At 41.0% G+C, this 15,671-nt stretch carries 14 protein-coding genes; 10 read left to right on the top strand and 4 right to left on the bottom strand.

Annotated elements, in window-relative coordinates:
- Window positions 1-170: 170 nt before the first annotated feature.
- Together BM184_RS14240 and BM184_RS14235 are read left to right on the top strand one after the other, a co-directional pair.
- Complete coding sequence (locus tag BM184_RS14240; RefSeq protein ID WP_086943883.1) at window positions 171-989, top strand: ParA family protein; 819 nt, start codon at window positions 171-173, stop codon at window positions 987-989.
- A 30-nt stretch (window positions 990-1,019) separates the two neighbouring features.
- The gene (locus BM184_RS14235) at window positions 1,020-1,430 is read left to right on the top strand and encodes a hypothetical protein (RefSeq protein WP_016172616.1); all 411 of its coding nucleotides are present in this window, start codon (window positions 1,020-1,022) and stop codon (window positions 1,428-1,430) included.
- A gap of 945 nt (window positions 1,431-2,375) precedes the next feature.
- Here the strand turns inward: BM184_RS14235 and BM184_RS14230 are convergent.
- A complete protein-coding gene (locus BM184_RS14230) occupies window positions 2,376-3,572 on the bottom strand; it encodes an ATP-binding protein (RefSeq protein WP_086943882.1) in 1,197 nt (398 codons plus the stop codon).
- Window positions 3,573-3,979: 407 nt separating this feature from the next.
- On the opposite strand from BM184_RS14230, the gene BM184_RS14225 reads away from it, so the two are divergent.
- Window positions 3,980-4,291: a BRCT domain-containing protein gene (locus BM184_RS14225; RefSeq protein ID WP_086943881.1), complete on the top strand. Its 312-nt coding sequence runs from the start codon at window positions 3,980-3,982 to the stop codon at window positions 4,289-4,291.
- 144 nt (window positions 4,292-4,435) lie between these two features.
- On the opposite strand, the gene BM184_RS14220 is transcribed toward BM184_RS14225, so the two are convergent.
- A complete protein-coding gene (locus tag BM184_RS14220) occupies window positions 4,436-4,672 on the bottom strand; it encodes a hypothetical protein (RefSeq protein ID WP_086943880.1) in 237 nt (78 codons plus the stop codon).
- Window positions 4,673-5,254: 582 nt separating this feature from the next.
- On the opposite strand from BM184_RS14220, the gene BM184_RS14215 reads away from it, so the two are divergent.
- The 5 genes from BM184_RS14215 (at window position 5,255) to BM184_RS14190 (ending at window position 12,026) form a co-directional block, all read left to right on the top strand.
- Window positions 5,255-6,097: an FTR1 family iron permease gene (locus tag BM184_RS14215; protein WP_218151052.1), complete on the top strand. Its 843-nt coding sequence runs from the start codon at window positions 5,255-5,257 to the stop codon at window positions 6,095-6,097.
- Window positions 6,098-6,297: 200 nt separating this feature from the next.
- A complete protein-coding gene (locus BM184_RS14210; RefSeq protein WP_086943879.1) occupies window positions 6,298-6,753 on the top strand; it encodes a CopY/TcrY family copper transport repressor in 456 nt (151 codons plus the stop codon).
- A 15-nt stretch (window positions 6,754-6,768) separates the two neighbouring features.
- The gene (locus BM184_RS14205) at window positions 6,769-9,228 is read left to right on the top strand and encodes a heavy metal translocating P-type ATPase (RefSeq protein WP_086943878.1); all 2,460 of its coding nucleotides are present in this window, start codon (window positions 6,769-6,771) and stop codon (window positions 9,226-9,228) included.
- Window positions 9,229-9,579: 351 nt separating this feature from the next.
- The gene (locus tag BM184_RS14195) at window positions 9,580-9,783 is read left to right on the top strand and encodes a heavy-metal-associated domain-containing protein (RefSeq protein ID WP_068561777.1); all 204 of its coding nucleotides are present in this window, start codon (window positions 9,580-9,582) and stop codon (window positions 9,781-9,783) included.
- A gap of 191 nt (window positions 9,784-9,974) precedes the next feature.
- Window positions 9,975-12,026 carry a heavy metal translocating P-type ATPase gene (locus BM184_RS14190; RefSeq protein WP_086943897.1) on the top strand — a complete coding sequence of 684 codons (2,052 nt, stop codon included), beginning with the start codon at window positions 9,975-9,977 and terminating at the stop codon, window positions 12,024-12,026.
- Between the two features lie 174 nt (window positions 12,027-12,200).
- Here the strand turns inward: BM184_RS14190 and BM184_RS14185 are convergent, their stop codons facing one another.
- Both BM184_RS14185 and BM184_RS14180 read right to left on the bottom strand, forming a co-directional pair.
- Entirely contained in the window at window positions 12,201-12,839 is a 639-nt protein-coding gene (locus BM184_RS14185) for a TIGR01906 family membrane protein (RefSeq protein WP_245830785.1), read from the bottom strand.
- A gap of 13 nt (window positions 12,840-12,852) precedes the next feature.
- Window positions 12,853-13,062 (bottom strand): adhesion protein, encoded by a 210-nt coding sequence (locus BM184_RS14180; protein ID WP_068561776.1) that lies wholly within the window; start codon window positions 13,060-13,062, stop codon window positions 12,853-12,855.
- Window positions 13,063-13,322: 260 nt separating this feature from the next.
- Between BM184_RS14180 and BM184_RS14175 the strand changes: the two genes are divergently transcribed.
- Window positions 13,323-14,639 (top strand): M23 family metallopeptidase, encoded by a 1,317-nt coding sequence (locus BM184_RS14175; protein WP_086943876.1) that lies wholly within the window; start codon window positions 13,323-13,325, stop codon window positions 14,637-14,639.
- Between the two features lie 43 nt (window positions 14,640-14,682).
- Window positions 14,683-15,525: a prolipoprotein diacylglyceryl transferase gene (gene lgt, locus BM184_RS14170; RefSeq protein ID WP_068624666.1), complete on the top strand. Its 843-nt coding sequence runs from the start codon at window positions 14,683-14,685 to the stop codon at window positions 15,523-15,525.
- The last annotated feature ends 146 nt before the right edge of the window (window positions 15,526-15,671 follow it).

The raw sequence follows: 15,671 nt of genomic DNA, 5'->3' as shown, positions 1-15,671 counted from the left end.
GTATACCAAAAAAACTATGCAAGAGTATACTAGTATACTCTTGCATATATTACATTTTTGTTACATCCTTACAAAAGTATCTTTCAAAGGAGTATACCGTTGCATAGTTTTTTATGAATGGTATAATCTATACATGAGTATACTATTGAATATTTTTCGGAGGGACATACATGGACGGAAAAGTATATGTTGTAGGAAATTTTAAAGGTGGCGTAGGAAAAACAAAAGCCGTCACAATGTTAGCGTATGAAGCGGCCACACAATTTAAAGATCGCACTTTAGTAATCGATTTGGATCCACAAGGAAATGCCACACGTGTCTTAGCCAAAACGGGCAATATTGATAATATAGATAAATCTATTACTGACGGATTTCGTGTAGGTAATTTAGAGAATGAAGTCATATCCATTATGCCTAAACTTGATTTGATACCAGCCAATACTTCCTTCAGGAACTTAACAAAAGTATTGTTCGAAAAGTTTCCAGAAGATGAAATTTCTCAAATTTCTTATTTAAAAGAGTTAATCAAACCGTTGAAAGGAAAATACGATCGTATCTATATTGATGTTCCACCAACCATTTCGGATTACTCAGACAATGCAATGATGGCAGCAGACTACTGTATCATTGTCTTACAGACGCAAGAATTATCACTAGATGGTGCGCAGACATATATCGCTTATATGCAGTTTCTCTCTGAAAAGTACAACGCACATTTGCAAGTACTGGGAATCATTCCTATGATGTTACGACAGGGAGGACGTGTTGATACAAAAGTCCTCGATCAAGCAAAAGAAATGTATGGGAATAATGTATTGGGAACAATTGTAAATTACCAGGAACGCTTGAAAGTTTATGACGTGGAAGGTATCCATGTAAACAGAAATATCAGTGGAACAATAGAAATGTGGGACGGAAAGGCACACCAATTATTCATAGATGTTTTGACAGAGCTAGATGAACACGAAAGGTACTTGGAAAGCATTTAGATTATTATCGCGTAGGAAAGGAGTCGTTTTATGAGTAAATCATTTGAACCACTTATCAAAAAGAATAAGAATAGCCTACTAGAAAAAAATGTCAGCATTAAAGGAACCAATGAATTCGATCGGACACCCCTTCGGCCTATTATAACGCCCTCAAAAATAGACAGACCTTCTGAGCAAAAAATAGAACAACAATCACAAGAAAAAAGTATTCCAGATAATTTTTTTAAGGCTACAAAAACCGCAAAGTTATCACCCGACGTATTACTTCGATTAAATACTTTGAAACCATTTATTGAAGAGTTAGAAGAGACAGATAAGTCTACAGTTAATGATATGATGCAAATGCTGATTGAATGTTATGTGAATACACGACTCACTACTCGTCAAAGAGAAGGATATAATCAAATGTATGCTCACCTTTTTGAGCACTCAAAAAAGTAAAGCTTCTGATAAATATGCCCTGCATTTAATGAAAAGCATGGATAACTGTCAATAAGCACCTTATGATACGCAGTGCTCTTATTTAAGCGTATCCGAGACAAAGGAAGTTTGAAATTCTTTATTCCTTAATACGTATTTAAAAGTAAACATTTTATCACTACTAATGACTAACTTATGATTCTGTAATTCAGTGAAAAAAATATTTTTGACTTAGCCTAATTCGTTAAAGGTAAGTCTAAAGTTATTTTTCCATGAGCATAAGGAGGTCACTCCGCTGCGGTTTTCTCAATCTCTCGAAAACCGCGGCAGATCAGGCAAAGCCTGATGCGTCCTCTACTCCGCTCAAAACGACCCAAAAAGGCCTATTTTAATAGTTTTTAATAGGAATTAGTAGTTTTTAATAAGCCTAAAACACATTTTTAATAACTTTTAATAAGAGGATGAAAGTCATCTTAATCAAGAATTTCTCTCCTCGTCTTTATATAATTGAGTAAAGAATGCCGCAGGCCATTCTTATTCTTGCTTTGCTTTGCTTTGCTTTGCTTAAGAATAGGATAAAAGATTAGAGACTTTCCATATCCAATAGTCTATTGAGACAAAATTTTGTAGGATATACTTTGGGGAAATTTGAATTTTCTTGATAAATCGTAGACATATCCGATTAAGAACATACATTCAATAAAACAAATTTCTGCTGCAAAGAAAACACACAGGTACTATTATTTGCAAACAGATTTCCTTTCCTTTGATTGAGTATATGAGTAGGTTGTTTTCTTGGTTATGAACTTCTAGTTCGTCGTTTCCCTACTTATATTAATTTCAACAGGACTTATTTAACGCTAATTATTATAAGAAAGCGACTCTTTCTACTAGACCAGAAAGAGTCGCTTTTCATTTAAAGGAAGGAAGAACAGAAGAGTTGCTCACGGCTTTATATGGATACCGCTACTCTTCCAATAGAAAATCAAATACATTTTTGTGAAGGATGCCATTTTGGGACATATCCAATCGATCCATCGTAATCAACCATTTCGGATAGTTATCGGTAATTTTTTCAAAAGCTTTGAATTCTCGTTCTTTTGTCTGCTCGTCCATCACCGATAGAGAGACTTGAATATACATTTTCGTCTCCGATCTTTCCGCAATGAAATCAATTTCGGCGGTCCCGTTTTTGCCAACGAAAACCTGGTATCCTCGTCTGATTAACTCTAAGAACACAATGTTTTCCAAATCATGGCCCATGTTGGAAGACTTATAGCCGATCAATTGATTACGTAACCCCATATCGACAATATAATACTTTCCGTTCGTTCTTAAGAGCTCTTTCCCGCGTATGTCATAACGATTGCACTGGTAAAGAATATAGGCGTCACACATCAACATCAAGTAATTATCCACTGTATCATGGCTGATTTTTGATCCCTCAGAACGTAACGTATTGGCTATTTTATTGGTAGACAGACTATTGCCGATATTATCAAATACAAATTTTGCGACCTTGTAGAAGCCACCAATTTCTCTTATTTCACCGCGGCTAATAATATCTCTTGAGAAAATAGAATCAAAGAGTCCTTGGTTAATCGTTCGAATCAAATTTTCGTCTTCCACAAGGTTCACTGCGGGGAAGGATCCGCTGCGGATATACTCTTGATAATGTTGTTCTAGGTTATTTACCGTATCGTACTGTTTAAACTCCAAAAATTCACGGAAAGACAAGGGGTAGACCTTTATTTCAATATACCGTCCGGATAAGTAAGTAAGATATTCTCCAGAAAAGAGACTGGAGTTTGATCCTGTCACATAAATATCCGTATTGAACGTCACCTTGAGACTATTGATAACCTTAGCCCATTCCTGAATTTCCTGCGCTTCGTCAATCAGCAGATACACCCGCTTCTGTCCTGGAATCCGTTCCCTCAGGTAAGCATGGAGGTGGTGCCCATCTTTCAAAGGTTCATTTTCCATCTTTTCATAACTGATTTCGATAACTTGATCTTCTTCGACACCATGCTCCAGGAGCCAGGCTTTATACAGCATTAAAAGGGTTGATTTCCCACAACGCCGGACACCAGTCAATACTTTCACAAAATCGCTGTCTTTTGCCTGAATCAATTTATTTAAATAACTTTGACGATTAAACATAATGTTCCTCCTTAAATCCTACGATACAGACGAAATATGGCATATTTCCAAATATTTATTCGAGCATACGCTAATAATTTTATTTTTATGCATATATTTCGATTATACTCTAAAAACTTATTTATTTGTTTGTTTTTTCGATTATACTCGAGGAATTTTTTATTTGTCGCTAAATTTAGTAGATTTGAATGGGAGTCGTCCATTCTTCAATCTGAAAGTGTCTTAAAACCCTTTATTTTCCCACCCACTTTAAAGTAAAAAGGGGTCTAAGGTTAGGTTGAGAGCAATATAAGGCCTTTTTCTGCAAAAAGAATACACGTTCGCTAATCGTTCTTGATAAAAGTCTTTCGAGAAGGGTAAAATAGAGAAAAGAACTCTTCCAGCTGAGGGGAAAGGCAGGTGATACTATGTTGCGGGGCGAAAAAATTGTATTTACAGGTAAATTGGATACGTTTTCTCGGAGGCAAGCGCAAGATTTAGTATCCGCCTTAGGAGGGAAACCACAAGCAGCGGTTACCAAGGATACCACCATTCTTGTGGTCGGAAAGGCGAACACCAATCTCTTCCAGGAGGACTCACGAAGTCTAAAGATGCAAAAGGTGGAAACTTTACAACAAGAAGGTCATTCTGTGTGTGTTTTGTCCGAGCAGGCATTCCTGGAGAAAGCACTGTTGCACTTAAATCAAGTTGTGGGGATTATGAAAGGGAATAATGGATAGAGGAATATCTCTTGTTCAAATTTTCGAAGTTTTAAATATCTTAAAGAAAAAAAATAAGGAACAATGCTTGATTTATTCAGCGTTGTTCCTTATTTTTTTTGTAGTAGATTTTGATAGGTAGTCCCTATGAGTATCCGATAGCTGCTACTGCTGGTCGGATTTGTACTTTAATAATTGCGATTGGAGTATGTTTAGTGCTTCGTTCAATCCACTGAGACGGCCTTCTTCTGTATCCAGCAATGAATAATGTTCAGATAAATGTTCTATTGGTACACCGCCGTTCAATTGCTTGTGTAGATAGATTTCGGTTTCCTTGATAATAGCTTTAATCGTATCTATCCTAAAATGAATCTGATCAACGACATGCGCATAATGTTCCACTTTGATGATATCCCCCTTTAATAATAAGTATACGCTTTCTTAGTTGGGAAATAAATAGTTCAAAAATCAGAAAATAATGCTAAACAGCCGTAATCTGAAGACCTATTTCTGTGATCGCTAGATATCCCAGCTGCCACAGCTTGTTTTGCACGGACACAAATTAATCAAACGAACAATAATCACTTTTCCTCAGCTCATTTATCTGGGCGGAAATGCTAGTATACCGAAAAATAGGTAATAATGTCCGAAGTAGGAAAAATACATTTTTTGCAGTAAAACTATTTTTAAAGAATTTGAATTTTCGCTGAAATTCGGAATAAAGTGCTTCCGATAAATATGTTCAATCCATTGAAACTTCTTGTGTTTTAATCTCGGAAGTAGAGGTTATTTTTATAGTTTACCCGCTTAATGATTCATTTTCTTGCTAGGGTAGCCTTGTTCATCGGTAATATTTAAATTAGAATTTTCTCATTGACAAGTCAACTACATGCATTCATAATGATGCAAGTGAGAATCGTTCTCAATTACATTTTTTCCGTAAATGAAGATGGTATGAACTAATACATTTAAAGGAGAATTAATATGGATACATTTCTACCCGCGTTTATCATGGGTTTCAGGGAAGGCTTGGAAGCATTCCTTATCGTCAGCATCATTCTTCAATACCTGAGGAAAAGCAAAAACGAATCTTTGCGGAAATATGTTTACTACGGGACAATCAGCGGCATTGTTGCTTCGCTTGGTATCGGGGGCATTCTTTACATCCTGTCAAAAGCGATCGACAAAATGGACCAAGTGGCAAAATTATGGGAAAGCGGAGCAAGCTTCGTTGCGTTGGCATTGGTGACCACGTTCATCTATTGGATGATTCAGCACGGCCGAAACATGGTCTCGACTGTGGAAAGCAGCGTCAGCCAAAATCTGTCTGCCTTTGGGATTGCCGGTGTTGCTTTCATCATGGTCGCGCGTGAGGGCGTAGAGGTTGCGATCTTCACTTTTGCCGGACAGTATGCCATCGTAGCCCTGTTTGCGGGGATTACAGCAGCGTTAGTGTTGGCAGTCCTGATCAATCATTCGTTAGTGAAAGTCAATTTGAGGATTCTGTTCAATATCACCTTGGCCTATCTTATCCTGCAAGCCGGCTTTTTGCTTGGTTACGGTATTCATGAAGGGCTATCCGCGCTTGGTTCCATGAACCTGTTATCCAGCGAGAGTCCGCTATTCATAAAAGCTTTTGACCTCTCTGAGACTATTTTTTACCATAAAGAAGGACTGCTCGGCTTGCCTCTGTATGTCCTCTTCGGATGGTATTCCAAACCGGAAATTCTTCAATTTATCATGCAATACCTCTACACAGGTTCGCTTTTTTACATTTGGCACAGGGAAATAAAAAAAGAAGCGAGTAAATTAAATTTGCTCGCGTAATAACATAAATCCCAGTGCAACTATCTATAGATAGGCAGCAAATTTAAAATAGGACAAGACTGAAATCGCACAATGATTTCAGTCTTGTCCTATTTTTTATGATTTTAAGAAAAAATTTGACAAATAATGTTTACAAGTGTAAATTATAAGCATAGAAACGTTTACGTCTGTAAACGAATAACAGGGAAGAAGGGGTAAAAATGAAGACAGGAACGTTAACTCCCCATATAACTGATGCCGAATGGGAAGTCATGCGTGTTGTTTGGGCAAACCATCATGTCACGAGTAAGGAAGTTATTTCGATCCTGGAAGATAAGATGAATTGGAAGGCAACCACCATAAAAACTCTGTTGGGTCGTTTGGTTGAAAAGGGCGCGTTATCCACTGAGCAAGAGGGGAAAAAGTTTATCTACACGGCACGTGTTGCAGAGGAAGATACTGTCCGAAACTATACAGGCGACATTTTCAACCGTATTTGCAACAAAGATATAGGACATGTGATTGGGGAAATAATAAAGGACAACATATTGAGCTTTAATGATATCCGCTACTTGGAAGAGATTTTGGAAAAGAAAAAAACTTCCGCTGTGGAAGAGGTTAGCTGCCGATGTCTACCTAGGCAATGTCAGTGCAACCTACACCAACATGGAAAATAGGGAGGAAAAGCAAAGATGGAGAATAAAGTATTCAGTATAGACGGCATGACCTGTGCATCCTGTGCACAAACTGTAGAGAAAGCTGCTCAGAAATTACCAGGAGTAAAGACTGCGAACGTTAATCTCGCAACCGAAAAAATGAATATCCAGTTTGACAGTTCAGCATTGACGGAAGCAGACATTCAAAAAGCAGTGGCAGATGCAGGATACACTGCAATTTCTAATACGGTTAAGAAAACATTCAATATTGAGGGGATGACATGTGCTTCATGCGCCCAGACGATTGAAAAGGCAACTCAGAAACTACGAGGAGTAAATCTTTCCTCCGTAAATCTGGCCACGGAGAAACTGGTAGTGGAGTATGATCCGGGTATGGTGAACCTTACCGATATCATAAAGGCGGTTATGGATTCAGGTTATGAGGCACATGAAGAAGTAGCAACTGCTGATACGGTAGACCAGGATAAAGAAAAGAAACAGAAAGAAATCAAGAGTCTCTGGAACAGGTTTCTAATATCCGCGCTATTTACAGCTCCGTTACTCTATATCGCAATGGGGCATTTGGTAAATGCGCCCCTTCCTGATTTCATTAACCCGATGATGAACCCGGAAGCCTTTGCTATCGTTCAACTCGTTCTGACACTCCCTGTGGTTGTGGTCAACAGTAAAATATATCGCAATGGGTTCAAGGCATTGTCTAAAGGGCACCCTAATATGGATTCACTGATTTCTCTAGGAACTAGTGCAGCTTTCCTTTACGGGGTATTTGCAACAGTGATGATTTTCCTTGGAGAAGTAGCCTATGCCAATGAACTGTACTATGAAACGGCAGCCGTTATTTTAGCTTTAATTGTCCTAGGGAAATATCTCGAGACCTTAACAAAAGGCAAAACTTCTGAAGCCATTAAAAAACTTATGGGATTGGCACCTAAAACCGCACTGGTGGTACGAAACGGAAAAGAGTCAGAGATTTCCATTGATGAAGTGGTGGTTGGCGACATTATCGTTGTGAGGCCAGGTGGGAAAATGCCGGTAGATGGCGTGGTTATCGAAGGATTGACGTCGGTAGATGAATCCATGCTCACAGGTGAAAGTATCCCCGTGGAAAAATCTGTGGGAGATGCTATTATTGGTGCGAGTATCAACAAAAATGGGACGATTCGGTACAAGGCGACAAAAGTGGGAAAAGACACTGCGCTGTCCCAAATTATCAAGCTAGTGGAAGATGCCCAAGGATCCAAAGCCCCTATTGCTAAGATGGCTGATATCATTTCCGGGTATTTTGTTCCGATTGTCATTGCGATTGCAATTCTTTCCGCGATAGCGTGGTACTTTGCTGGTCAAACAGGTGTATTCGCCTTGACTATAGCCATTTCGGTACTGGTGATTGCGTGCCCATGCGCGCTTGGTCTGGCTACTCCCACAGCGATTATGATCGGGACAGGAAAAGGTGCAGAGCATGGCGTGCTATTCAAGAGCGGGACAGCGTTGGAGACGACCCATAAGCTGAACACCATTGTGTTCGACAAAACGGGTACGATAACAGAAGGGAAGCCAAAAGTAACGGATATTATCACCGCTGAAGGGATTTCCGAAACGGAATTACTGACTCTTTCTGCTTCCGCCGAAAAAGGCTCGGAGCACCCACTTGGTGAGGCAATCGTGAATAGCGCAGAAGAGAAGGGCCTAGCATTCTTGAAAACAGAAACGTTTAATGCTATTCCAGGACATGGGATTGAAGTGACAATCAATGGCCAACACCTCTTGCTCGGAAACAAGAAGCTGATGGACGAAAGGCATATTGGTCTGGGAAATTTGGCATCTGCCTCCGATGCATTAGCAAGCCAAGGTAAGACGCCTATGTACATTGCAAAGGATGGTAAAATCGCTGGAATCATTGCGGTAGCGGATACTGTAAAAGAGAGCAGCTTACGTGCCATCAAGAAGCTGCATAAGATGGGAATCGAAGTAGCCATGATCACCGGAGACAACAAACGGACCGCTGAGGCCATCGCCAAGCAAGTGGGCATCGATCGGGTGTTGAGCGAAGTCTTACCAGAAGATAAAGCTAATGAAGTGAAGAAGTTGCAGGATGAAGGCAAAAAGGTAGGGATGGTTGGCGACGGAATCAATGACGCTCCAGCTCTTGCCCAGGCAGATGTAGGGATTGCAATCGGTTCGGGTACGGATGTAGCCATAGAATCAGCAGATGTCGTCTTAATGCGGAGTGATCTCATGGACGTACCTACTGCTGTTGAATTGAGTAAATCCACCATCCGAAACATTAAAGAAAACTTGTTTTGGGCATTCGCGTACAACATATTTGGTATCCCCTTTGCGATGGGTGTTGTTTATGCATTTGGAGGTCCTCTGCTCAGCCCGGTTATTGCAGCAGCAGCAATGAGTTTCAGTTCCATTTCTGTTTTGTTGAATGCATTACGTTTAAAGGGATTTCAACCTTCTGTTATGAAATAAAACTGAGGATGGTAGAATGAGGATGGAGTTAACTATAAGTTTATCTTGTTTCAAATGCTTAAACATAATAGCGGAAAAGACAAAAAAATTCCCTGCAGTGGAGAGCGTGTCTATTGATGAAAGCAAGAAAATTGCACTCGTTCAAGGTAATAAAACGAAGCAAGATGAGTTTCTGGGAGCATTATCCGATATTCCCTATCTTTTAAGGGAGATCAATGAAGCGGAGAATTGCGACTGTTGCACACAACCCCATTTTAGTTTTCATTAATAGTTGACTGACGGTTGAAACATTTCTTTCAAAAAAGGATAAAGAGAAATTTAATAATAAAAAAAAGAAATGAGGAAAAATTTATGAAACAAGAAGTATTCGTAGAAGGCATGAAATGTGAAGGTTGCGCCAAGGGAGTAAAAGAAAAATTCGAATCCATAAAGGGAGTAGAATCAGTGTCTGTTGATTTGAAAGGCAAAAAAGCTACTATAAATACACGATCTGTTATTGATAAAGCAACATTTGTCGCAGTTTTAGAGGACACAAAGTATTCAGTAGTGGAGTAAGGTAGTTTAAAAATTTTGTAAGTTAGGTAATTTTTTGTATTCAGATTCTATCCGGGGAGCCTCAGTTTTTATCCTTCATGAAGAAACAGGGAGAACAGCTGAGGCTCATTCTTTAATCGAGGTAAGAGGAGGATAAGTTTATGAACAACAAGCAACAGAACGGTTCGAATAAACCAACGGACCACAGCAAGATGGACCATAGTGCGATGGACCATAGTCAGATGGATCACAGCAAGATGGATCACAGCAAGATGGATCATAGTGCGATGGATCACAGTGAAATGGATCATGGCGCAATGGGAGGGCATGCCCACCACCATCACGGTAGCTTTAAGGAGATTTTCTTGAAGTCACTCCCATTAGGAATTGCAATCTTACTCATTACTCCTTTGATGGATATTCAGTTGCCTTTCCAAATTATCTTTCCTTATGCAGACGTTGTAGCAGCTGTATTGGCAACAATTCTATACATTTATGGCGGAAAACCATTCTACATGGGTGCGAAAGATGAGTTTAATTTAAAAACTCCAGGCATGATGTCCTTGATTACTTTGGGAATAACGGTTTCTTATGCCTATAGTGTTTACGCAGTGGCCGCTCGATATGTGACCGGAGAACATGTTATGGACTTCTTCTTTGAGTTTGCAACGTTACTTTTAATCATGTTATTAGGACACTGGATTGAAATGAAGGCATTGGGTGAAGCAGGGGACGCGCAAAAAGCTCTAGCAGAATTAGTGCCAAAAGACGCTCATGTTGTTTTAGAAGACGATTCGATTGAGACTCGTCCTGTGTCTGAACTTCAGGTTGGAGATGTTATCCGTGTTCAAGCAGGAGAAAATGTTCCAGCTGATGGTATCATTATTCGCGGAGAATCCCGTGTAAACGAGGCCCTCTTAACAGGTGAATCTAAGCCAATCGAAAAGAATGTTAAAGATCAAGTCATTGGTGGATCAACAAATGGTAGTGGTGTCCTATATGTAGAAGTAACAGAAACAGGGGATAAGTCCTTTATCTCACAAGTACAATCATTAATTAGCCAAGCACAAAGCCAACCTTCTCGAGCAGAGAATGTGGCTCACAAAGTAGCTGGCTGGTTGTTCTACATTGCGGTTGTAGTAGCTTTAATCGCCCTACTAATCTGGACGATCATTGCGGATCTGCCTACAGCCGTTATCTTTACTGTGACTACGTTAGTTATTGCCTGCCCACACGCTTTGGGTCTTGCTATTCCCTTGGTAGTATCACGTAGTACTAGTTTGGGTGCAAGCCGAGGATTACTGGTTAAAAATAGAGAAGCTTTGGAATTAACTACTAAAGCGGATGTTATGGTATTGGATAAAACAGGTACTTTAACAACTGGTGAATTTAAAGTGTTGGACGTCACTGTTTTGAGTGATAAATATTCTGAAGAAGAAATTACAGGCTTGTTGGCGGGTATAGAGGCGGGCTCCAGTCACCCGATTGCCCAATCGATTGTGAACCACGCTGAAGCGAAAGGCATTAAGTCAGTTTCCTTTGACTCCATTGAAATCGTTTCGGGAGCAGGAATAGAAGGGGAGGCGAACGGCCACCACTATCAATTAATCAGCCAAAAGGCATACGGAAAAGCATTGCGTATGGATATTCCGAAAGGCGCTACTTTAAGTATCCTTGTAGAAAATAATGAAGCAATCGGCGCTGTCGCATTGGGAGATGAACTGAAAGAAACCAGCAGAAACTTGATCGAGGTGCTGAAAAAATACGGAATTGAACCACTCATGGCTACTGGTGATAACGAGGAAGCTGCACAAGGAGTTGCAGAAGTTCTAGGTATTCAATACCAAGCCAATCAATCTCCGGAAGATAAGTACAAGCTGGTCGAGTCCATGAAAAACCAAAACAAGACGGTTATCATGGTGGGAGACGGGGTCAATGACGCACCTTCCCTTGCCTTGGCAGACGTAGGTATTGCAATCGGAGCTGGAACGCAAGTAGCTTTGGATTCTGCGGATATTATCCTTACTCAGTCTGATCCAGGGGATATTGAATCCTTTATCGAGTTAGCAAACAAGACGACACGTAAAATGAAACAAAACTTGGTATGGGGAGCAGGCTACAATTTTATCGCGATTCCAATTGCTGCTGGCCTCCTTGCTCCTATCGGCATTACCTTGGGTCCGGCCTTCGGCGCCGTCCTCATGTCCTTATCGACCGTTATTGTTGCGATCAATGCCATGCTTTTGAAATTAGACCCTAAATAAAACGAAGCAGGAACGAAAAAAGCACTGGCTGGTTTGACCCCCTTCCAGAATCGGGTCAGACCAGCCAGTATGCTGTATAAGGAAAATCATAGATCGATAAATTTTCGATAAAAACAGGGCTCCCATGCTTTCGATGGAGAGCCCTGCTTTTCTTATGAACCATAACCTTTTTAATCAACGGCTTGGGGCAGAGATTCGATATTTAGTAGTGAAGTACCCCAGGATTAGGAAGACTTCGATTAATCCAAAGGCCAAGAGGAAACTGTGCATAAAGAACTCGGCAGGTAAAGCTAAGATAATAGGATCAGTAGTGGCATTGAAGAGCCAGGCGTCATTGTTAAAGAAAACTTGATGGAAAAGCACGAACAGCGTGTCGAAGCTAACCAGGAGAGCCAAAAGGATAGCAAGGGGAATAAGGGTTCCCCGGCGGAAGTAGAGCAGGAGCTGCCAAGATTGTTGTCTCCTATTCAGATACCGCACAAATCCAAACGTGCCTACGCCGGAAAACAATAGGATTAGGTAATCTAAGGCAAAGAGTTTTTTTACTTCAACAAAGTGGAATAGCCCACGCGCTGAACTGGGAAAATCCGGCATATCCAGTTTCGCTATCCATGGGGTATTCAGGTAATCTAGCAGAATACGATAGTTCATTAAGATTTGCTCTTTCGGCATGTCTACATATTCCGATATATTCAAGTAACCAATGTCAAACGAGTAGAGGAAGGTAAAGTTGATGGTTGCTGCGACCGAAAGGGATAAGATGAAAAAGGTAATGAAAATAAACCCTGAAATTTGAATAATTTTCTGCTTCAATGTGGAATGGCCCTCACAATTCATTTTGATTTATTTTTGATTTTACTACGTTCAATTCCTCTTTTAACCGTTTGTTTTCAATTTCCAACTTTTTCTTGTCTTCCGATTCGGGATCCGCGTGACCATGTCCTTTATGATTATGTCCGCCATGCATACCCGGCATAACAAACATCATGAGTATGTGCCCTGCCACCATCAAAACAATAAATAAGATTGATTCCATGTTCAACTCTCCTTTTATTTTTTCGCCAATGCTACAACTAACACGTTAGTAAAGAAATGGACGATAGATTAAAAAATTACGAAGAACCCAATTCCATCAGTGAAGCGAATAAGATTCAGAATAACTTTCTAAGACAAGAATAGAGTAAAACTATGTGGGTTTTATGGAGATTAACAACTCCATAAAACCTACATAATTCCTTGGTACAGTAAAATAAGCAAAAGAAAGGGGCAAATTTTGCCGACATTTAAGGAGGATACATGAATAGAAAGCAGATGTTCAGGATTTTAGGAATTCCCACGCTTTTAAGTTTACTGGTGGTACCTTTGGATGTGAAAGCTGATACGCTGGAAGAGCTCAATCAACAAAAAACGGAATTGGAAAGCAGAATCCAAGAATTGGATGAGAATTCTTCAGGGCAACAAGAGCTATTGGACACATTGGAGGCAAAGAAAGAGCAACTTGGGGTTGGAACAATCACCCTGCAAAAGGAAATCGACAAGCTCACCCTACAATTAGTTGAACAGCAGGGGAAATTGCAGATTTCTGAGGAAAAAATAAAGGAATTGGGTAAAGAAGCAGAAACGCTGGAAGAACGGATTGAACTAAGAGGGGAAAAACTTAAAGTGCAAGCCAGAGCCGTCCAAACAGATACAAATCCACGTACTCTCCTGGAAGCAGTTATCAACTCGGAGAACCTTGCGGAAATGATAGGGAACATAGGCTTAGTAACTTACATTATGAACATCAACAAGGAAATACTCGTCCAGCAGAAAAATGACAAAATGGATCTGGTGGAGAAAAAGCAGGCAGCTGAGGACGAGCAGGAAAACCTCGAAATACTGAGTGCGGAAATCCAAGTAGCCAAAACCAATTTGGTGACACAGAAAGCAGGGCTGGAGAATCAAATCGAGCAGCTAGCCCAAGAGTATGATCTTACGGTGGAACAAAAAGAAGCGATTGATCAGGAGCAACAGAATCTTGCCGGAACGGTGAGCACCCTCTCCGACCAACTGAAGGAGGAGCAACGCCGGATCGCTGATGAAGAAGTAGTACGACAACAGGCTGCACAAGAGGTCGCGGTTGCAATGGCGGGTGAGATTGTTCCTGAAAGCTTCTTCGAAGAAAGCAAGGTAGTGGAGTATGCCTCTGCGGGGGAAACCCTGCCTGAAGCGAAGAGCGTTACCGCGTCTGGTTTCATTCGTCCGAGTAATGGGATTGTAACAGATCCTTTTGGATACAGAATCCATCCTCTTACAGGGGAGTGGAAATTGCATGCGGGCATGGATTTTGCCGGATCGGGACCGATTGTCGCAGCCCAGGGGGGAACCGTTCTAGTAGCCGGGTACCATAATTCATGGGGCTACTACGTGAAAATCGACCATGGAAACGGACTCCAAACTTTATACGCTCACATGGAAGCGGGCAGCCTTCGGGTTGCTCCCGGACAAAAAGTATCCCAAGGACAACAATTAGGGATAATGGGAACAACGGGGGATTCAACAGGTGTCCACCTGCATTTCGAGGTTTATGAGAATGGGGTTCAGGTTGACCCAGAACCTTACTTGGGATTGTAAAAGCACTATAAAATAAACGTTTTTTTCTTATAAGGAGGAAAGTATGGAAACAATAGTAGGAACAATTGATCGCGTAGCTTTCTCATTTGGCCCATTCACCGTCTACTGGTATGGGATTATCATTGGGGCTGCTATGCTATTGGCAATCTCCTTGGCGTCCAAGGAGGGCACGAAAAGAGGCTTAGGAGAAGATACCGTTACAGATATGACAATGTGGGCGATTCCCATTGGGCTGATTGGAGCCAGAATCTACTACATTCTCTTCGAATGGCAGTACTATCTGCAAAATCCGGGCGAAATCGTCCAAATCTGGAATGGTGGAATTGCCATTTATGGGGGGTTGATTGCAGGGGGATTCACTGTCTATTGGTACACCAAGAAAAAGAGGATTCCCGTTGCCTTGATGTTGGATGTGCTGGCTCCCTATGTCCTTTTGGCCCAATCCATCGGTCGATGGGGCAACTTCACTAACCAGGAAGCACATGGTGGAGAAGTGACGCGAACATTTCTGGAGAACTTGTACCTTCCGAAGTTTATCATTGATCAGATGCAAATTAACGGTGTGTACTACCAGCCCACCTTCCTCTACGAGTCATTATGGAGTCTCCTCGGATTTGGCGTAATCATTGCCTTGCGAAACCGCAAGGGGTTGTTGCGGCAAGGCGAAGTGGCCCTCAGCTATATCATCTGGTATTCAGCGGGCAGATTCTTCATAGAGGGCCTGCGCACGGATAGCTTGTGGATTGGTGATTTCTTGCGGGTGTCACAGGGATTGTCCTTGCTCTTGTTTGTGGGTGCGATTGGTATTTGGATTTACCGGAGAAGGGATTATCCGCCCAAAACCTACTATCTAGAAGGATGGAACCTCAAAGGAGAAAGAGATTGAAGTAAAGACGGATAACAGGAAAGAGTGTGAGTGGCATGTCGAGTTATTGGAATCTGCTGAATCATGACGGATTGGGATCCTTAAGATTGATGGGGTTTCTTTGGATTATAGTGCTGTTTATGGTGGCGTACCTCATTCTCAAGATT

This window comes from Trichococcus pasteurii (genome assembly GCF_900112935.1).
In the GTDB taxonomy this organism is placed as follows: Bacteria; Bacillota; Bacilli; order Lactobacillales; family Aerococcaceae; genus Trichococcus; species Trichococcus pasteurii.
The sequence above is the reverse complement of the archived record's forward strand: the minus strand, read 5'-3'. Positions and strand labels throughout refer to the sequence as shown.